Source organism: Arthrobacter sp. TS-15 (assembly GCF_006964045.1).
Lineage (GTDB): Bacteria > Actinomycetota > Actinomycetes > Actinomycetales > Micrococcaceae > Arthrobacter.
Genome location: NZ_SDXQ01000031.1, coordinates 81,878 through 99,589 on the forward strand (window position 1 = coordinate 81,878; position 17,712 = coordinate 99,589).

Consider the following 17,712-nt stretch of genomic DNA (forward strand, 5'->3'; position numbering starts at 1 on the left):
TGTTCCGAGGACTCGGATCAACACGTGCAGCCGGTCAGTTTTTGGGTTTAAGGGGTTCGCGCGCCGGCAGCCATGCCGCCGCCGTAAGGAGGAGCACGCCTCCGGTGATGCCGAACGCCCATCCGTAGCCGAGGCGGTCAGCGAGGAGCCCGGCCACGATCGGACCGACGATCGCACCCGTGTCAGCGGCCATTTGGAAGATGGCCAGTACTTTCCCTCCCGAGCGTCCGCGGCCGATGACATCAGCGACAGCAGCCTGCTGTGCCGGGCCCAGCAAACCGGAACCGAAACCCGCCACTGCTGAGGCGATGAGGAATCCGGTGAGATCCGTGGTGAGTCCGATCACGCCGGTGGCTGCGCCCGTGATGAGCAGGCCGGGAATCAGCAGCGGCTTTCGCCCCCAAGCGTCCGCGAGCCGTCCACTGAACGTCAGGGCAAGGGCGTTGCCCACGGCAAAGATGGCCAGGGCCCAAGCGGCGGTCTCCGGCGCGGACTGCAGGACCGCAACGGCGAACAGCGGGATGGTGGCCATTCGGACGCCGAACGTCACCCAGCCGTTGCCAAAACTCGAGAAAATGGCGGCACGGTACGCGGAGTCCGCCAGTGCTTCCTTCACGGTCATTGCCGGGGCAGGCGCGGTGTCCTCGGCCGTGTTGCCTTCCCCGCTAAGCATGGTGCGTACCACCAAGGCAGCTACCAACAACGCTCCCGCGTAGGCAAGGAAGGGCACGCGGAGGCCAAAGCCTGCCAGCAAGCCGCCCACTACCGGCCCCAGGACGCTTCCAATCAGGAAAGCTGAGGCGTAAGCACCGGACACCCGTCCCCGCCGCTCGGGTGGCGCGAGCCGGATGAGCAGTCCCATGGCGGCCACGGTAAACATCACTGAGCCGGCCCCGCCTAGCCCACGGAAGATCAACAGTTGCCAATAGTCCTGGGCAAAGGCGCAAGCCGCCGTGGACACTGCCACGATCAGCAAACCGCTGACGTAAACGTTCCGCTCGCCGAACCGGCCTATCAGTGCACCGCCAGCGGGGGCGAAGACCAGCCGCATGAAGGCGAAGATGCTGACGATCACCGCGGCAGCCGTAGCGCCGACGTCGAACGTTGTGGCGAATTGCGGAAGAACCGGGGCCACCAGGCCAAAGCCCAAGGCAATGAGGAACGCCGCGGCCAACATCACTTTGATGTCGCGCGGAAGGGGAGTCTTGTCCGGCCTGATCCTTTGGGCTTTGACGGATCTGGGCGACTCGGTCATACGGTGCTGGTCCTTCGGTGGGATTCACGGTGGTATTTCTGGGGCAAATGAGGTGCATGTGGTGCCAAACCGGATTTTTCCGGTGAAGTCCGACGCCTGAAACATATCCGTAACACCGGGGATATGCACCATTTACGTTGGGGAGGTTGTTGTAACGAGCCCGCAATGTAAAACCTGCGCAGGTGAAACACGGCGGCACAAAACTCTTAAGCAGGACGCAAACGGCGTCAGGACAGCGGTTGAACCGCAGATCTAGCAAGAGAGGAACGTGCACCATGGAACTTACCGCAGGTCACGTATGGGTCATGGTGGCGGCGGCGCTTGTGCTGTTCATGACACCTGGTCTGGCATTTTTCTACGGCGGCATGACACGCGCCAAGGCAGCCCTGAACATGATGATGATGAGCTTCATCTCCATCGGCATTGTGGGCGTCGTCTGGGTGCTCTGGGGTGCTTCGATGAGCTCCGGCGAAGGCTTCATGCAGATTGTGGGTAACCCCTTTGCTGCCTTCGGTCTTGCCGGGGTGGAAACCACACCCGACGCCATGATCAAGATTGGTTACGCGGCAACCTTTGCCATCATCACGGTAGCCCTTATCAGCGGCGCGATTGCTGACCGCGCCAAGTTCGGCGCCTGGAGCATCTTTGTCCCTGTATGGGTCACCCTGGTTTACTGCCCGCTGGCCTACATGGTCTGGGGTGGCGGGTTGTTCGGTCCCGAAGGTGCGATCGGCAAGGCCCTCGGCCCGGCCATTGACTTTGCCGGCGGCACCGTAGTTCACATCAACGCAGGTGTAGCGGCACTTGTCCTGGTACTCATCATCGGCAACCGCCGCGGCTTCGGTAAGGACCCGAACCACCGCCCGCACAACATCCCGTTCGTGATGCTCGGTGCTGCAATCCTCTGGTTCGGCTGGTTCGGTTTCAATGGCGGCGCAGCTACCACCGCTGAACAAGCGGGCCTGATTTGGATCAATACCCTGGCGGCCCCTGCAGCAGCCATGATCGGCTGGCTCATCACCGAACGCATCCGTGACGGCCACCCGACGTCGCTCGGCGCGGCATCCGGTGTGGTTGCCGGCCTGGTAGCTATCACCCCGGCCTGCGCAAACGTGGACCCCATTGGCGCCCTCGGCCTGGGTGTAGTTGCCGGTGTTGCTTCCGCCCTGGCAGTCGGCCTGAAGTTCCGTTGGGGCTTCGATGACTCCCTGGACGTTGTAGGCGTCCACCTCGTTTCCGGCATCATCGGCACCGTGGCCCTTGGCTTCATCGCCAAGTCCACTGACGGCGTGGGTGGTGGCCTCTTCTACGGCGGCGGCATGGCACAGATGTGGGCACAGCTCGCAGCAGCCGGTATTGCGATTGCCTTCTCGGCCATCATGACGGCCATCATTGCCTTCGCCATCCACAAGACCATGGGCTTCCGTGTCTCCACTGAGCAGGAAAACGTTGGCGTGGACCTCAGCCTCCACGCTGAGACGGCCTACGAGTTCGGAGTCAATGGCCACGGTGGCAGCTTCCAGCCGTTGCACAATGCAATGACAGGTAAGGCAGACACGGCAGCAGACGCCAAGACCCCCGCAGAAGGCAAGGAGAGTGTCCAGGCATGAAGCTCATCACAGCGATCGTCCGTCCCGAAAAGCTTGAAGCAGTCCGGGAAGGCCTCGAATCATACGGGGTCCAGGGCCTGACGGTCAGCGCGGCAAGCGGCTACGGCCGTCAGCGCGGCTACACCGAGGTGTACCGGGGAGCCGAGTACAACGTGGATTTGTTGCCGAAGATCCGCATCGAGGTCCTTGCCACGGATGAGCAGGCAGATGACATCCTGGATGTCCTCATCGCCAGCTCAAACACAGGCCGCGCCGGTGACGGCAAGGTGTGGACCGTGGATGTTTACGAAGCAGTCAGGGTCAGGACCGGGGAGCGCGGCGCAGCCGCAATCTAAGTCCCTGACGCAGCAAAGCGGGCCGGGTACCAGTCAAGGTACCCGGCCCGCTTGTGCTGTTAACGCTGTCTTGGATGTGCCATCAGTCTTTAGTCCACGACGCCGGTGGGCCAGTTCGCCGGCCCCGCGCTGCCGGCGTCGTACTCGTCCAGCGGGACGTCGCCTGCCTCCCAGGCACGGAGGACCGGCTCGATGATCCGCCAGCAGTCCTCCGCGGTGTCGCCTCGAACAGACAGCAAGGGGTCGCCGTTCAGGATGCCTTCCAGCACCTCACCGTAAGGGAGCATTCCGGCTGCGCTGAGCTGCGCCACCAGACTAGCCCGGTCCAGCGTGAAAATGTCGCCGGGTCCGTTGACGTCGATGTCGAATTCCAGCACGTCGGGTCCGAAACCGATCCGCAGCTGGTTGGGGGAGTCCACGCCTGAGAATCCCTTCGGAAGGTGGGGGACAGGGCGGAAGGTGATCACAGCTTCCTTGCGTCGGCGTCCCAGGGCCTTGCCCGAGCGAAGGATGAAGGGAACACCCTTCCACCGCCAGTTGTCGATCTCCACCCGGACTTCGGCCAGGGTTTCGGTATTGCGGGAAGGGTCTACACCCTCTTCGGCAGCGTAATCCGGAACTGTCCGTTCGCCGAGTGTTCCCGCCGTGTAGCGGGCGCGGCCAGTGGATTCGCTGTACGGAGCTTTGATGCTGCTGGCCCGCAGGACGGTTGCCACGGCGTCACGCAGGTCCCGTTCCTCTATGGTGGCCGGGGCGTCGATCGCCAGGAATGCCATGATGTGCAGCAGATGGCTCTGGATCATGTCCCGCAGGGCGCCGGCAGTGTCGTAATACCGGGCCCGGCCCTCCAGTGCCAGGTCCTCATCAAAAATGACCTCCACCTTTTCGATGTGGTCCCGGTTCCAGACGGGCTCCAGGAACCTGTTGGCGAAGCGTAGTCCCAGGACGTTCAGTACAGTGGCTTTACCCAGGAAGTGGTCCACACGGTGGATGTGGTCCTCGGGAACCAGCTCAGCAAGTGTTTTATTGAGCTCGTGCGCAGATTCTGATCCCGAGCCAAATGGCTTTTCCATCACCAGGCGCGTTCCAGGGGGTAGCTGATCCCGGTGGAGGACCTCGCAGGCCTTTTGGCTGACGTGCGGGGGCAGAGCGAAGTAGATGGCAATGGGCCCCTCCGGCTGCGCGAGCAGGTCCGCCAAGGGGCCGTCGGCGGTGACATCCACCTGATGGTATTCAGTGCTGGAGGCGACAGCAGCCACGTCAGCGCGACCCTCGGCATCGGCGGTAGCTGACGCCGCAGCGAAGGCGCCATTGACCCGCTCCTGCCACTGTTCGGGGGACCAGGGGTCAGAACCCGCCCCCACCAATCGCAGGCCGGGCGCCCGGCCGGTAGCCAGGAGTCCGGCCAGGCCGGGCAGAAGCAGCCGGCCCGTCAGGTCCCCGGACGCGCCGAGGATGAGCAACGTTTTTACAGTTGTTTTGCTGGTCACTGTGCCAGCATGCCATCTTGCAGGTGCGACTTGGTACCCTAGATAGTCGAGTCCCGTAGTCGAAACAGAATTGTTGGCTGAGGCAGGTTTGCCGGGGCAAGAATGATCAGGACTATGGCGTGCCGCATTGGCCGCCATTCGTAGACCATCGAAAGAAGTGCACGGCGCGTGTTCAATTCACTCTCTGACCGGTTGACAGCAACCTTCAAGAACCTTCGTGGCAAGGGCCGCCTCACCGAGGCTGACGTCGATGCCACAGTTCGTGAAATTCGCCGTGCCTTGCTGGATGCGGACGTTGCAGTTTCCGTGGTCCGCGAGTTCACAGGCCGCATCCGCGAACGTGCCCTCGGCGCCGAAGTCTCGGGAGCGTTGAACCCGAGCCAGCAGATCGTCAAGATCGTCAACGAGGAACTCAAGGAGATCCTCGGCGGCGAAACGCGCCGTATTCGTTTGGCCAAGACCGGCCCCACCATCATCATGCTCGCCGGCCTCCAGGGTGCCGGTAAGACCACTCTTGCAGGCAAGCTATCCAAGTGGCTCAAGTCCCAGGGCCACAGCCCCATGCTGGTGGCTTGTGATCTCCAGCGCCCCAATGCCGTGACCCAGCTCCAAGTGGTGGGACAGCGCGCGGGCGTCCCGGTGTTCGCTCCGCACCCCGGTGCAACGTCCGAGCTCGAGCACCCTGCGGGCGACCCCGTAGCCGTCGCCAAGGCCGGTGTTGAGGAAGCACGTCAGAAGTTGCACGACGTCGTGATTGTTGACACCGCCGGTCGTCTCGGCGTCGACGCCGAGATGATGGATCAGGCCCGCCGCATCCGTCAGGCGATCATCCCCAACGAAGTTCTCTTCGTTATCGACTCCATGATTGGCCAGGACGCCGTTAACACGGCGATGGCCTTCGATGAAGGCGTTAACTTCACGGGCATCGTTCTGTCCAAGCTCGACGGCGACGCCCGCGGCGGTGCCGCGCTCTCGGTCGCGTCCGTCACTGGTAAGCCGGTGATGTTTGCCTCCACCGGTGAAGGCCTGGATGATTTCGAGCTCTTCCACCCGGACCGTATGGCTTCCCGCATCCTGGACATGGGCGACGTCCTCACCCTGATTGAACAGGCCGAGAGGTCGTGGGACAAAGACGAAGCTGCCCGGATGGCGAAGAAGTTCGCTGATCAGGAAGACTTCACCCTGGACGACTTCCTCGCCCAGATGCAGCAAATCCGCAACATGGGCTCCATGAAGAAGATGCTCATGATGATGCCGGGTGCGCAGAACATCCGTCAGCAGCTGGAGAACTTCGACGAAAAAGAGATCGACCGCGTTGAGGCGATCGTCCGCTCCATGACTCCGCACGAGCGTGTTGCTCCGAAGATCATCAACGGCTCACGCCGTGCCCGTATCGCCAGGGGTTCCGGTGTGCACGTGTCCGAGGTCAATGGCCTGTTGGAGCGGTTCGCGCAGGCCCAGAAGATGATGAAGAAGCTCGCTCAGGGCGGCGGCATGCCGGGTATGCCCGGCATGCCTGGTCTCGGTGGTCCTGGCGGCGGGCGCAAAAACGGGAAGAACGCCCCTAAGAAGAAGGCTCGTTCGGGCAACCCCGCAAAGGCGGCACAGGAACTGCGTGACGCTGAGGCCAAGCGGGCCAACGCGGCCTCGGCAGCACCCACGGGCGCGGCTTTTGGACAGGGTGCCGCGGACTTCGATCCGTCGTCCCTGAATCTCCCCAAGGGCTTCGACAAGTTCCTCGGAAAGTAAGTAGTGCTTCCCAAGGAGCCGGGATTTCCGGCCCTTGGGATGTCAGAGCCGTGGAATAGGCTGAACCAATGCATAAGCAGCGCGTAGTCTTCGTTCACGGCCTGGGCAGTTTTGGTGCTGCGGCATGGCCGAAGCAACATGGCATGGCCCTCGCTTATGATGCCCTCTTCCTTCGGCGGCACGGCTTTGATGCCGTCGCCGAACCAACGGAATCCAATGTGGCGGCGGACGTTGCCATTGTGATCAATGCCTTGATTGACTCCGGTGGAGGCCACATCGTGGCACACGAGCAAGGCGCCATCTCCGCCATGCTGGCAGCAATCGAACGCCCCGAGCTGGTGCATTCACTCACTTTGGTGGAGCCAGCATGTTTGTCCCTGACTGCTGAGCTTCCGGCTACGGGTTCCCACCGGGCACTCATGGAACCGCTGTTCGACGCCCGCACGCAGCTCAATGACGCCGATTACCAGCGTGAATATTTCCGCCGTGCTTTCTCTGCTGAAACGGGTGGGCTGGACACTGCGGAAGCACGCCGTTCAGCCCGCCGGCTCAGACTCCAGGCGCCACCATGGGAGGCCCCGCTCCACATTGTTCCCGGGGTTCCCACTTTGGTTCTCACCGGCGGATGGGAGCCGCTTTACGAGGAAATTGCCGGCTACCTCCAGGAGACCGGTGCCCTTCGCCGCGTAGCAGCGGGAGGTCACCGGCCCCAGGATTCGGTTGACGGCGATCAAGCCATTCGTTCGTTCATCGCCGAGGTTGGCAGGGCAAGGTCAGTTCAGGCTTCCTGATTCGGCTGGTCCCTAATTCAGGGGACGTGAAGCTCCGGTAGGTACACCTTTCCCCCTGAAGCCAAGAACTCCTCGCTCTTTTCGCGCATCCCGTTATACATTCCTGCGATTGCAGCCTGGGATTCTGCCGAACCGTATTCGTCGCGGATGTCCTGGCTGATGCGCATCGAACAGAACTTAGGTCCGCACATGGAGCAGAAATGAGCGGTTTTTGCCGGTTCTGCGGGCAGCGTCTCGTCGTGGAAAGCTTCTGCGGTGACAGGGTCCAGGGACAAGGCGAACTGGTCCCTCCAGCGGAACTCGAACCGCGCCTTGGACAGCGCATCATCACGTTCATGAGCTCCCGGATGTCCCTTGGCGAGGTCAGCCGCGTGCGCCGCGATTTTGTACGTGATGACGCCAGTCTTGACGTCATCCTTGTTGGGCAGCCCCAAGTGCTCCTTCGGAGTTACGTAGCAGAGCATCGCGGTGCCGTAGCGTGCAATTTCCGTGGCGCCGATGGCCGAGGTGATGTGGTCATAGCCGGGGGCGATGTCGGTAACCAGTGGACCCAAGGTGTAGAACGGCGCACCCTTGCACAGTTCCTGCTGGCGCTCAACATTCTCCCGCACCAGGTGGAAGGGAATATGGCCGGGGCCTTCCACCATGACTTGGACGTCGAACTCCCACGCCCGCTGTGTCAGCTCCGCGAGTGTATCCAACTCGGCGAACTGCGCGGCGTCGTTGGCGTCCGCAATGGATCCGGGACGCAGCCCGTCTCCCAAGGAGAACGCGACATCGTACTGGGCAAAGATTTCGCAGAGCTCGTCAAAGTGCGTGTAGAGGAAGTTCTCCTGGTGGTGGGCAAGGCACCACCCGGCCATGATGGAGCCGCCGCGGGATACGATGCCCGTGACCCGGTTGGCGGTCAACGGCACGTACCTCAGTAAAACGCCCGCATGGATGGTCATGTAGTCCACGCCTTGCTCGCATTGCTCAATGACGGTATCGCGGAAGATTTCCCACGTCAGCTTGTTGGCCTCGCCGTTAACCTTTTCAAGGGCCTGATAGATAGGGACTGTTCCGATCGGGACAGGTGAGTTGCGGATGATCCATTCACGCGTCGTGTGGATGTCGTCCCCCGTGGAGAGATCCATCACCGTGTCAGCGCCCCACTTGGCAGCCCACTGCAGCTTGTCCACTTCCTCGGCGATGGAGCTGGTGACCGCTGAGTTTCCGATGTTGGCGTTGATCTTGACCAGGAAAGCTTTGCCGATGATCATTGGTTCGGATTCGGGGTGGTTGATGTTGTTCGGGATGATCGCCCTTCCCGCGGCAACTTCGCTGCGGACGAGTTCAACATCGCAGTTCTCCCGCAAGGCGACGAACTGCATTTCAGGAGTTACAACTCCCTGCTTCGCGTAGTACATCTGCGTGACAGTCCTACCTTCCACGGCGCGGCGTGGCACGGGTTGCGCGCCCTTCCACTCCGCTGACGCTGCTCCACGCCGGACTGCGGACTTGCCGTCGTCGAGCAGGTTCCGCTGCCGACCGGAATAGGCTTCCGTATCTCCGCGGGCTTCGATCCACGGTGCACGGAACGGCTCCAACCCCACCACCGGATCGCTGCCTGGGCCTGCTGTTCGGTAAACCTGCAAAGGTGGATTGACTAGCCCGTTGGGGGAGGGCTCCAAGGCGATCGCGGTGACGGGGACGCGTATGCCGTTGTCCGGATCTTCCAGCCACGCCAACGAGTGGGACTGCAACGATTGCGTGACGGGCTGTTTTTGGTCCATGCCGAACTGATTTTGGACAGGGCTGTGCTGTGTTTCTGCGGTGCTCAAGGGAATACTCACTTCCTTCGCCGGCATTACCCGGACAGGTTCAACGGTCGCAGACTGCATCAGTCCGATCTCAGCCCCTGCAAGGGCTCCCGTGTGGTCGTAGACGAAGCTACCACAGCTACGAACCACCGCCCAGTCACATGGTGGGAACGGCTCTGCCATGCCACCCGGCTACGCTTTTGCCATGGCCAACATCATCGAATTCAGTGGACCAGTGCTCGTCTCGGCGGACGAAGAGCGCCAGGGGCTATGGTCAGTGGACGGCACCTTGACGTTCCAGCGTCCCGCTTCTGCGCCGGACAGAGTGCTGGACGGTTGGGTCCTGCCGGGTTTGGTTGACGCTCACTGCCATGTCGGACTCGGTGTTGGAGGAGCCGTTGATGAGCACGCCACGCTGGCCCAAGCCCAAGCAGACCTCGACGCCGGGACGCTGTTAATCCGCGATTGCGGATCGCCCTCGGACACCCGCTGGGTACAGCAGCGATCGGACTTGCCCCGCTTGATCCGTTCAGGCCGGCATATAGCGCGGAGCCGGCGGTACCTCCGCGGCTTGGGGCATGAAATTGAGCCCGCTGAACTGGTTGAGACCGTACGAAAGGAAGCCCGGGACGGCGATGGCTGGGTGAAACTAGTGGGCGATTGGATAGATCGCGACGTCGGTGACCTCGCGGTTTCCTTCCCGGCCAGGACCGTGAAGGATGCCATCTCAGCGGCACATGATGAAGGTGCCAGGGTCACGGCTCACTGTTTCGCTGAGGACACCATTGACGACATGCTCGATGCCAATATCGATTGCATTGAGCACGCTACCGGTCTCCTCCCGAGGCACCTTCCCCGCTTGGTGGAGCAGTCGGTGCCGATTGTTCCCACGCTGGTCAATATCGCTACCTTTCCCGATATTGCCGCGCAGGCAGAGCCAAAGTTTCCGAAGTACGCGGACCACATGCTGCGTCTGTGGGAGCGTCGCCATGAGCGTGTGTTGTCGGCCTTCGAAGCGGGGGTTTCGATGTATGCCGGGACTGATGCCGGCAGCGTCATTAGGCACGGTCGGATTGCGGAGGAGATGAAGGAACTGCACGACGCCGGCCTTCCGCCGGCTGCGGTCCTGAACGCCGCATCCTGGGGTGCCCGTGCGTGGCTGGGAGCCGAGGGCATCAGTGAAGGGGCCAGCGCCGACGTCGTGCTCTGCAGTGAGGATCCGCGGCGTCAGCTGCGGACTATGGACGAACTCCGGCACATCGTGATTCGAGGGAACGTCGTGCGTTAGGAATAAATTGAAGCTTCAAGTAATTTAGATAGGTAAGAAGGTGCCGATAAGCGGCCACCTCGGAACCGGGAGCTTCACATGACCTCATCATCCAGCCAGGATCTTCTGCCTGCCGAACTCACCATGGGCACCGTCATGCTCAAGGTGGGCGACATGAAGGTCATGAGTGACTACTACCAGCGGGCCCTTGGCCTGGACGTGGTGGCCGAGCAAGACGGCGGGCTGTATTTGGGGCGTGTCGGCAAGCCGGTCGTCCACCTCGCTCCCGCGGCTGGCCTGCAGATTCCGGGTCGGGGCGAAGCCGGCCTGTTCCACACGGCCATTCTGTTCGAGGACCAGCCCTCATTGGCCGCCACCATTGCCACGGCAGCCGAATACGAACCCCGCGCGTTCGCAGGCAGCGCCGATCATTTGGTCAGTGAAGCGTTCTACTTCACCGACCCCGAAGGCAACGGCATTGAGCTGTACTACGACAAGCCCCGTGACCTCTGGAAGTGGGATGGCAAGAACGTTGTCATGGACAACGTTGCTCTCCCGCCGCAGCGATTCCTGCAGCAGCACCTGAGTGAAGCTGCCGTGACCGGGCAGCGTGAGTCGGCGGCCGGCGTCGGGCACGTTCACCTGCAGGTGGGTGACGTGGAGACCGCGCAAAAGTTCTACGTTGAAACCCTGGGCTTCGAGCGCACCGCAGGCTGGCACGGCCAGGCGCTTTTCGTCTCCGCGGGCGGCTACCACCACCACATGGCCATGAACGTCTGGAACAGCCGTGGAGCGGGCCCGCGAAAGGACACGCTGGGCCTGGGGGAGGTCCTGATTCAAGTCCCCGGCGCCGATGACGTGGCCGCGCTTGCTGATCGCCTCAAGGTTGCCGGTGTGCAGAGCCACCACACCGGTGCCGAGCTGCGCTTTGATGATCCTTGGCGGAACAAGCTGCGCGTCACCGTGCGCTGAGGACCAGTCCGCGCCCCCGGCTGCACTAGGCTTGGCATGACGGCACGGAACCTCCGGGTTCCTGTGCCGCCGCCCCGTCAGCACGAAGGAATGAGAGTACTTTCCATGGGCTTTGCCGAAGTTTTTGTAGCCACCCACGATGAAGCGCTCAAGCGGGCTGCAGCCCTGGAGAAGGGTGCAGGTGTAACCGGCCCGGCCGTTCGGATTGACGGCATCACCGATTTCGAAGTCGAACAACTGGGCGACCTCGCAGGACAGGCTGTTCACGCCGCCGGAGCTGACTACGAGCTTGCCCTGGTTGACGTCACAAGCGACGCCCTCCTGGGTGTCCCTGAAGCCATGGTGCGGGCCCTTGCCGAACTGCTCACCTATGAGAGCGAAGGCGACGCCAACGTTCTTGACGACGTTGCCGCTGCATGGGCTGAACAGGACGATATGCCTTTCGATGCCGCGCAATCGCGCCAGTATGTCCAGCAGTTGGCTGCCCTCGCGACGGACGTCGAGAAGGCGGAGCGCGCCGGGCTTTACGTCTGGTCCGAATGACGCCCCTGTTCGCTTAAGGCTGCACCATCAACCGCGGGAGTGGGCAAGAACACGCCGGGTAGGGGGACCGGAGTCGTATTTGCTCCGGGCATCTGGCACAATAGACAGGTACTCGATCGGTGCGGCCCCTCTCTCCGTGCTCGTATCTTGTCCTTCGAACCGTCTAGTACGGCCCGCCCCACGGGTGCAGAACGTCGGGTTCAACCTCGTTTCAGAAACAGGAGTGACCACAAAAGTGGCCGTAAAGATTCGCCTTAAGCGCTTCGGTAAGATGCGCGCACCGTACTACCGCATCGTCGTCATGGATGCCCGCGCCAAGCGCGATGGCCGTGCCATTGAAGAAATCGGCAAGTACCACCCCACCGAAGAGCCGTCGTACATCGAGGTCGCTTCCGAGCGCGCCCAGTACTGGCTTTCCGTTGGTGCCCAGCCCACCGAGCAGGTTGCCGCGATCCTCAAGATCACCGGTGACTGGCAGAAGTTCAAGGGCCTGCCGGGCCAGGAAGGCACCCTGAAGACCAAAGCTCCGAAGGAAGCCTTCGTAGCCCCGGAGAAGGGTTCCGTTATCATTCCGGAAGCCATCACCAAGAAGGCCAAGAAGGACGAAGCCGAAGCTCCGGCCGAGGCTGAAGCAGAGACCACCGAGGCTGAGTAAGTTGCTGGCAGAAGCGCTCGAGCACTTGGTCCGTGGGATCGTTGACAGCCCTGAGGATGTCAAGGTCAGTGCCAAGAACAACCGCCGCGGGGAATCCCTCGAGGTGCGAGTTCACCAGGAGGACCTCGGACGGGTGATCGGCCGACAGGGACGCACCGCGCGTGCATTGCGCACGGTGGTTGCAGCCCTGGCCGGTGGCGAGCAGGTCAGGGTCGACGTCGTCGACACCGACCGTCGCCGGTAACGCGCTCAGCACTACTTGTCTTAGATCCGGCCCCTTCACCGAATATGGTGGAGGGGCCGGATTGCTTTATCCACAATTTCCTGTCTTTGCCGCCGCGCGGCGCAGGCACTATAAGAATTTAGAGGAACCCATGCAGCTCCAGGTGGCCCGGATCGGCAAACCGCACGGTATTCGCGGCGAGGTAACGGTGCAGGTACTCACCGACGCGCCTTCCGAGCGTTTCGTCGCTGGAACCGAGTTCGTTGTGGAGCCCGCCTCCGCTGGCCCATTGACCATCCGCAGTGCCCGGTGGAATAAGGACATCCTCCTGCTTGGCTTCGAAGAAATTGCCGACCGCAATGCTGCCGAGGTCATCCGGGGAGCGAAGCTCTTCATCGAAACCGAGGAACTAGACGACGAAGACGACGACGAGGGCTGGTACGAGCATGAGCTGGTTGGCCTGGAGGCCCGCGTTGGCTCGCAGGTAGTGGGCAAAGTAGCTGCTCTCACCACCCTTCCAGTCCAGGACCTGCTGACGGTCAAGGCTGCCGATGGCAAGGAAATCCTCATTCCCTTCGTCGATGAAATCGTTCCGGAGGTCAACGTCGAGGAAGGCTACATCCTCATCACCCCACCATCAGGCCTGTTTGAGATCAACGACGAGAACGTCAAGGAGCCCAAGGATGGCGCCGGGGATGATGCCTAAATGAGGATCGATGTTGTCAGCATTTTTCCTGAGTACCTCGCCCCGCTGGAGCTCTCGCTCATAGGCAAGGCCCGGCAGGACGGGTTGCTGGAGCTGAACGTCCACGATCTGCGCACGTACACGACGGACAGGCACCGGACGGTGGATGACACCCCGTATGGTGGCGGCGCCGGTATGGTCATGAAACCTGAACCGTGGGCGCAGGCCCTGGAATCAGTCGCAACCGTCCGCGAAGGCTCACAACCGGTGCTGATAGTTCCGTCGCCGGCAGGGGAGAAGTTCAACCAAGCCCTGGCGTATGAGCTCGCCGAAGAGCAACACCTGGTCTTCGCCTGTGGCCGATATGAAGGCATTGACGAACGCGTCATCGAGTGGGCCCAGGATCATTTCACCGTCCGGCCTGTCAGCCTCGGCGACTACGTCCTCAACGGCGGTGAAGTGGCAGTGTTGGCCATGGTTGAAGCCATTGGACGCCTTCTTCCAGGGGTGGTTGGCAATCCGGAATCGCTGGTTGAGGAATCCCACTCGGATGGCCTTTTGGAGTATCCCGTGTACACCAAGCCCTCAGCGTGGCGGGACCACGACGTCCCTCCGATCCTGCTCAGCGGGAACCACGGCAAGATCGCCCAGTGGCGGCGCCATGAGCAATTCCGCCGCACGGCGGAGCGCAGGCCGGATCTTATGGAAGGGCTCGACGCCGGCGGGTTGAGTCGCGCGGACCGGCAGGCCCTCGCGGAGCTCGGGTACGACGTCGTCGATGGGCGCCTGCGTGCCAAGCCCGGCGGCAACGCCGGGAACTAAGTCACGTCCCGCCGTCGAAAGGTGCGGGGCGCCGGGCGGTTGGCCGGATGGCAGCACATATGGCAGAATTAACCCTTGTGTCTGCTGGGCTGACACCTGCCACAGGGGGAGTTGAGCCAACAGTCGGACAACCCGGTGACGCCAATCAGTGGCGGAACCGGACACTAAGAAACTTCGGCGGAGATTTCCGGTAGGCCTTTGTGCCCCGGGCTTGTCCGCCGTAACCCAAAGTGAATGACCTGTGGCGTTCACCAGGAGTGGATTAATGCATATCCTCGATAGCGTAGATGCAGCCTCGCTGCGTAACGATGTTCCTGAGTTCCGCGCGGGCGACACCCTCAAGGTTCACGTCAACATCATCGAAGGCAAGAACTCCCGTGTTCAGGTATTCCAGGGCTTCGTCCTGGGCCGCCAGGGCGACGGCGTTCGCGAAACCTTCACCGTGCGCAAGGTTTCCTTCGGTGTCGGCGTAGAGCGTACCTTCCCGGTACACTCCCCGATCATCGACAAGATCGAGGTCGTCACCAAGGGTGACGTCCGCCGCGCCAAGCTTTACTACATGCGCGCACTGCGCGGTAAGGCTGCGAAGATCAAGGAAAAGCGCGACTTCGCCAAGTAAGTCCTCCGACTTACGTAAGGGGTCCAGGATTCGTGCCCGGTTGTTCCGGAGCAATCCGCAACGCAACAGGGATACGAGTCATGGACACATCAGAACGCCAGCCCCGGAAACAGGGCTGGCGTTTTGTTTTGCTCGCACTAGTGCTGGCCGTTGCGATCAGCGGCCTGGTCCGGTCCTTGTGGCTGGATGTGTACTACATTCCCTCCGAATCCATGGAACCCCTTCTTGAAGAAGGGGACCGGATCCTGGTTTCTCGGACGGCCTTCGCCTCTGAACCGATTCGCCGCGGGGACATTGTGGTTTTCGACGGCCGCGGTTCCTTCGACCCCCTGAGCAGCGGACAGGGTCCTTTTGTTGATGCGGTGTCCGCCGCCAGCCAATGGTTTGGGCTCACCGGCAGCGACACCACGTACGTGAAGCGTGTCATAGGGGTGGGCGGCGACCACGTCCAGTGCTGCGACACGGCAGGGCACCTCACGGTGAATGGTCAGGTTCTTGAGGAACCCTATCTGTATCCCGGGGACGAGCCCAGCAAACAGAAGTTCGACGTCGTGGTCCCTGATGGTCGCCTCTGGCTCATGGGTGACCACCGTTCACGTTCCGCTGACTCGCGCGGGCTGCTGGGTGCCCCGGGTGGCGGCATGGTTCCCGTGGATCGGGTTGTAGGCCGACCGGTCCGGATCGTCTGGCCACTTGATAGATTTGCAGAGATGCCTCGCTCAGAGCAGGCCGAAACACCACCGAAGAACGGACAGTAAATGCCGGACAAAGCTCCAGAGAACCCCGAGCGTTACGACGACGACGCCCGGCTCTCGGATGGAACGGCCAGTGCCGCCGGCACGGCTGAGTCCCGCCCGGATGACGACGTGACGCCTCGGCCCGAAGAATCGGACGGGCCTCGTGCCAGGGACTCCGAAGGAGGCTCCCACGCAGCCGAGAAACCACGCAAAAACCCCGTTCTTGTGTGGGTCAAGGAAATCGTCACCGTTGTGGCGATTGCGCTGGTGCTGTCCTTCCTGCTCAAGACTTTCCTGTTCAGGGCGTTTTACATCCCCTCCGAGTCCATGGAAAGCACGTTGGACGTCAATGACCGCATCTTCATCAACCTCCTGGTGCCAGGGCCCTTCGACCTCGAACGCGGGGATGTTGTGGTGTTCAGGGACGCTCAGGCTTGGTTGCCGCCAGTAGCCACGAAGCCGGCCGGACCCATGGACTGGGTGGGAGACGGCCTGGAATTCGTCGGCCTGGCTCCTGACAACAATGATCAGCACCTGGTCAAGCGCATCATCGGGCTCCCGGGGGACCGGGTGTCCTGTTGTGATGCAGAAGGCAGGCTTTCCATCAACGGTGTGCCTGTGAACGAGACTTACATCAATCCGGCCGAGGTGCCGCAGCCGAAACCCTTCGATATTGTTGTTCCGGAAGGAAAAGTTTGGGTGATGGGGGATAACCGCAACCACTCCGAGGATTCCCGGATGCATCAGGAAGTCAACGGCGGATTTATCAACATCGAGGATGTTGAAGGTAAAGCCACCGTTATTGCCTGGCCGATCAACCGATGGACCATCCTCGATAACTATCAGGACGTTTTCCGTGACGTCCCTGACGGCACCCCGGCTAAGTAAGGCACTTGGGCACAGCAATGGCATCAACGGCTACCGGCTCCAAGGTCAAGGCGCAGAGTAAGACACAGAGCAAGACGCAGGGCAAGGCAACGGCTAAATCCACTAAGCAGGCCAAGAGCCGTGTGGGTGTCCCCACCCTCGATGTCGAACGGTCTTTCTTATCCTCCGGCGTCCGTTTGCTCGCAGGAGTGGATGAGGTTGGGCGGGGAGCCTTGGCCGGACCGGTCAGCGTTGGCATTGCCGTAGTAGACCTTGCCGAGCATGGCCTGCTGGCTGACGTCAAGGACAGCAAGCTGCTCAAACCCGAGGATCGGGACAGACTGGAGCCTCTTGTTCGACAGTGGGCTGTGGCCTCCGCCGTCGGGCATGCATCGTCCCGGGAGATTGACGAAATCGGCATCATCGCCGCCTTGCGGCTGGCCGGAACCCGTGCTTGGTTTGAAATCCTTGAAGGCGGCATCACTCCGGATGTTGTGCTGTTGGACGGCAGCCACAATTGGCTTTCGCCGGACGTTCAGGCCTCGCTCTTCGACAGTCCCGACCCCGGCCCTTGGTGCGAGGCGCCAGTGCATACCAGGATCAAAGCGGATATGAGTTGTCTCAGTGTTGCCGCCGCCAGTGTCCTGGCCAAAGTTGCCCGCGACCGGATTATGGTGGACCTGCATTCGGAAATTCCCTCCTATGGCTGGAACGTCAATAAGGGTTACGCCACTTCCGCTCACCGTGAAGTCATTCGCTCGCAAGGCCCCAGTGCCCATCACCGGACAAGCTGGAACCTCACCGGTCCTGATCTGGCCTGATGCCTCAGACCCACGCCGCCATCCCATGTGGCGCTTGCTGCCCGGCTGATAGTGCAAGATGGAACTATGAGCGCCGAGGACCTTGAGAACTATGAAACCGACATGGAGCTTCAGCTCTACCGCGAGTACCGGGATGTTGTCGGTCTGTTCAGCTACGTAGTGGAAACCGAGCGGCGTTTCTATCTGGCCAACCACGTGGACCTTCAGGCCCGCAGTGCGGACGGGGAAGTCTACTTTGACCTCACGCTTCAGGACGCCTGGGTCTGGGACGTTTACCGCTCTGCCCGCTTCGTCAAGAATGTTCGCGTGATCACGTTCAAGGACGTCAACGTAGAGGAACTGCCGCGGAGCGAGGACCTGGCTTTGCCGAAGGATGGCGGTCTTGGGGACCTTGGGGATCTCGGAAACTAATCAGGCGCTCCTCAGTATTCCTCCACAGCACTGACTTCCGCAGGTTTACCCACATAGC

The 17,712-nt window shown here is 61.7% G+C and carries 19 protein-coding genes and 1 riboswitch; of the genes, 16 read left to right on the forward strand and 3 right to left on the reverse strand.

Features of this window, described 5'->3' with window-relative positions:
• Positions 1 to 34 precede the first annotated feature (34 nt).
• A complete protein-coding gene (locus EU811_RS12705) occupies positions 35 to 1,255 on the reverse strand; it encodes an MFS transporter (protein ID WP_142938761.1) in 1,221 nt (406 codons plus the stop codon).
• A 275-nt stretch (positions 1,256 to 1,530) separates the two neighbouring features.
• On the opposite strand from EU811_RS12705, the gene EU811_RS12710 reads away from it, so the two are divergent.
• Entirely contained in the window at positions 1,531 to 2,865 is a 1,335-nt protein-coding gene (locus tag EU811_RS12710; protein WP_142938762.1) for an ammonium transporter, read from the forward strand.
• Positions 2,862 to 3,200, forward strand: a complete 339-nt coding sequence (locus EU811_RS12715) for a P-II family nitrogen regulator (RefSeq protein ID WP_011775128.1) — start codon at positions 2,862 to 2,864, stop codon at positions 3,198 to 3,200. The genes EU811_RS12710 and EU811_RS12715 overlap by 4 nt, the downstream gene beginning before the upstream one ends.
• Positions 3,201 to 3,289: 89 nt before the next feature.
• On the opposite strand, the gene EU811_RS12720 is transcribed toward EU811_RS12715, so the two are convergent.
• On the reverse strand, positions 3,290 to 4,828 hold the full coding sequence (locus EU811_RS12720) for a glucose-6-phosphate dehydrogenase (protein ID WP_142938763.1): 1,539 nt from the start codon (positions 4,826 to 4,828) through the stop codon (positions 3,290 to 3,292).
• 30 nt (positions 4,829 to 4,858) lie between these two features.
• Here EU811_RS12720 and ffh point away from each other — a divergent pair, with 30 nt between their 5' ends.
• Complete coding sequence (ffh, locus tag EU811_RS12725; protein ID WP_142938764.1) at positions 4,859 to 6,439, forward strand: signal recognition particle protein; 1,581 nt, start codon at positions 4,859 to 4,861, stop codon at positions 6,437 to 6,439.
• Positions 6,440 to 6,507: 68 nt separating this feature from the next.
• Positions 6,508 to 7,230: an alpha/beta fold hydrolase gene (locus EU811_RS12730; protein WP_142938765.1), complete on the forward strand. Its 723-nt coding sequence runs from the start codon at positions 6,508 to 6,510 to the stop codon at positions 7,228 to 7,230.
• A 17-nt stretch (positions 7,231 to 7,247) separates the two neighbouring features.
• On the opposite strand, the gene thiC is transcribed toward EU811_RS12730, so the two are convergent.
• Positions 7,248 to 9,053 (reverse strand): phosphomethylpyrimidine synthase ThiC, encoded by a 1,806-nt coding sequence (gene thiC / locus EU811_RS12735; RefSeq protein ID WP_142938766.1) that lies wholly within the window; start codon positions 9,051 to 9,053, stop codon positions 7,248 to 7,250.
• Positions 9,049 to 9,156, reverse strand: a riboswitch (TPP riboswitch). It overlaps the preceding gene by 5 nt.
• An 81-nt stretch (positions 9,157 to 9,237) precedes the next feature.
• On the opposite strand from thiC, the gene EU811_RS12740 reads away from it, so the two are divergent.
• The 12 genes from EU811_RS12740 (at position 9,238) to EU811_RS12795 (ending at position 17,654) form a co-directional block, all read left to right on the forward strand.
• Positions 9,238 to 10,320, forward strand: a complete 1,083-nt coding sequence (locus EU811_RS12740; protein WP_142938767.1) for an amidohydrolase family protein — start codon at positions 9,238 to 9,240, stop codon at positions 10,318 to 10,320.
• A 78-nt stretch (positions 10,321 to 10,398) separates the two neighbouring features.
• Positions 10,399 to 11,271: a VOC family protein gene (locus EU811_RS12745; RefSeq protein ID WP_142938768.1), complete on the forward strand. Its 873-nt coding sequence runs from the start codon at positions 10,399 to 10,401 to the stop codon at positions 11,269 to 11,271.
• Between the two features lie 90 nt (positions 11,272 to 11,361).
• Positions 11,362 to 11,814, forward strand: coding sequence for a hypothetical protein (locus tag EU811_RS12750; protein ID WP_142938910.1), 453 nt, complete (start codon positions 11,362 to 11,364; stop codon positions 11,812 to 11,814).
• Between the two features lie 235 nt (positions 11,815 to 12,049).
• A complete protein-coding gene (rpsP, locus tag EU811_RS12755; protein ID WP_017199647.1) occupies positions 12,050 to 12,469 on the forward strand; it encodes a 30S ribosomal protein S16 in 420 nt (139 codons plus the stop codon).
• Between the two features lies 1 nt (position 12,470).
• Positions 12,471 to 12,713, forward strand: a complete 243-nt coding sequence (locus EU811_RS12760) for an RNA-binding protein (protein WP_011775119.1) — start codon at positions 12,471 to 12,473, stop codon at positions 12,711 to 12,713.
• Between the two features lie 130 nt (positions 12,714 to 12,843).
• Positions 12,844 to 13,398, forward strand: a complete 555-nt coding sequence (rimM, locus tag EU811_RS12765; protein WP_142938769.1) for a ribosome maturation factor RimM — start codon at positions 12,844 to 12,846, stop codon at positions 13,396 to 13,398.
• Positions 13,399 to 14,199 carry a tRNA (guanosine(37)-N1)-methyltransferase TrmD gene (trmD, locus tag EU811_RS12770; protein WP_142938770.1) on the forward strand — a complete coding sequence of 267 codons (801 nt, stop codon included), beginning with the start codon at positions 13,399 to 13,401 and terminating at the stop codon, positions 14,197 to 14,199.
• A 265-nt stretch (positions 14,200 to 14,464) separates the two neighbouring features.
• Complete coding sequence (rplS, locus tag EU811_RS12775; protein ID WP_014922079.1) at positions 14,465 to 14,818, forward strand: 50S ribosomal protein L19; 354 nt, start codon at positions 14,465 to 14,467, stop codon at positions 14,816 to 14,818.
• Positions 14,819 to 14,898: 80 nt separating this feature from the next.
• Positions 14,899 to 15,576: a signal peptidase I gene (gene lepB / locus EU811_RS12780; protein ID WP_142938771.1), complete on the forward strand. Its 678-nt coding sequence runs from the start codon at positions 14,899 to 14,901 to the stop codon at positions 15,574 to 15,576.
• Positions 15,577 to 16,443, forward strand: coding sequence for a signal peptidase I (gene lepB, locus EU811_RS12785; protein WP_142938772.1), 867 nt, complete (start codon positions 15,577 to 15,579; stop codon positions 16,441 to 16,443).
• Positions 16,444 to 16,460: 17 nt separating this feature from the next.
• Positions 16,461 to 17,243 (forward strand): ribonuclease HII, encoded by a 783-nt coding sequence (locus EU811_RS12790; protein WP_142938911.1) that lies wholly within the window; start codon positions 16,461 to 16,463, stop codon positions 17,241 to 17,243.
• A gap of 66 nt (positions 17,244 to 17,309) precedes the next feature.
• The gene (locus EU811_RS12795; RefSeq protein WP_018776202.1) at positions 17,310 to 17,654 is read left to right on the forward strand and encodes a DUF2469 domain-containing protein; all 345 of its coding nucleotides are present in this window, start codon (positions 17,310 to 17,312) and stop codon (positions 17,652 to 17,654) included.
• The last annotated feature ends 58 nt before the right edge of the window (positions 17,655 to 17,712 follow it).

What these genes read in the sequence shown, in the direction of transcription:
- EU811_RS12715 (WP_011775128.1), top strand. Translation starts at nt 2,862, where the DNA reads ATGAAGCTCATCACAGCGATCGTCCGTCCCGAAAAGCTTGAAGCAGTC.
- EU811_RS12750 (WP_142938910.1), top strand. Translation starts at nt 11,362, where the DNA reads ATGAGAGTACTTTCCATGGGCTTTGCCGAAGTTTTTGTAGCCACCCAC.
- EU811_RS12745 (WP_142938768.1), top strand. Translation starts at nt 10,399, where the DNA reads ATGACCTCATCATCCAGCCAGGATCTTCTGCCTGCCGAACTCACCATG.
- EU811_RS12730 (WP_142938765.1), top strand. Translation starts at nt 6,508, where the DNA reads ATGCATAAGCAGCGCGTAGTCTTCGTTCACGGCCTGGGCAGTTTTGGT.
- EU811_RS12720 (WP_142938763.1), bottom strand. Translation starts at nt 4,828, where the DNA reads ATGGCGGCCAATGCGGCACGCCATAGTCCTGATCATTCTTGCCCCGGC.
- lepB (WP_142938771.1), top strand. Translation starts at nt 14,899, where the DNA reads ATGGACACATCAGAACGCCAGCCCCGGAAACAGGGCTGGCGTTTTGTT.
- rimM (WP_142938769.1), top strand. Translation starts at nt 12,844, where the DNA reads ATGCAGCTCCAGGTGGCCCGGATCGGCAAACCGCACGGTATTCGCGGC.
- EU811_RS12795 (WP_018776202.1), top strand. Translation starts at nt 17,310, where the DNA reads ATGAGCGCCGAGGACCTTGAGAACTATGAAACCGACATGGAGCTTCAG.
- lepB (WP_142938772.1), top strand. Translation starts at nt 15,577, where the DNA reads ATGCCGGACAAAGCTCCAGAGAACCCCGAGCGTTACGACGACGACGCC.
- EU811_RS12740 (WP_142938767.1), top strand. Translation starts at nt 9,238, where the DNA reads ATGGCCAACATCATCGAATTCAGTGGACCAGTGCTCGTCTCGGCGGAC.
- EU811_RS12705 (WP_142938761.1), bottom strand. Translation starts at nt 1,255, where the DNA reads ATGACCGAGTCGCCCAGATCCGTCAAAGCCCAAAGGATCAGGCCGGAC.
- EU811_RS12710 (WP_142938762.1), top strand. Translation starts at nt 1,531, where the DNA reads ATGGAACTTACCGCAGGTCACGTATGGGTCATGGTGGCGGCGGCGCTT.
- trmD (WP_142938770.1), top strand. Translation starts at nt 13,399, where the DNA reads ATGAGGATCGATGTTGTCAGCATTTTTCCTGAGTACCTCGCCCCGCTG.
- rplS (WP_014922079.1), top strand. Translation starts at nt 14,465, where the DNA reads ATGCATATCCTCGATAGCGTAGATGCAGCCTCGCTGCGTAACGATGTT.
- EU811_RS12790 (WP_142938911.1), top strand. Translation starts at nt 16,461, where the DNA reads ATGGCATCAACGGCTACCGGCTCCAAGGTCAAGGCGCAGAGTAAGACA.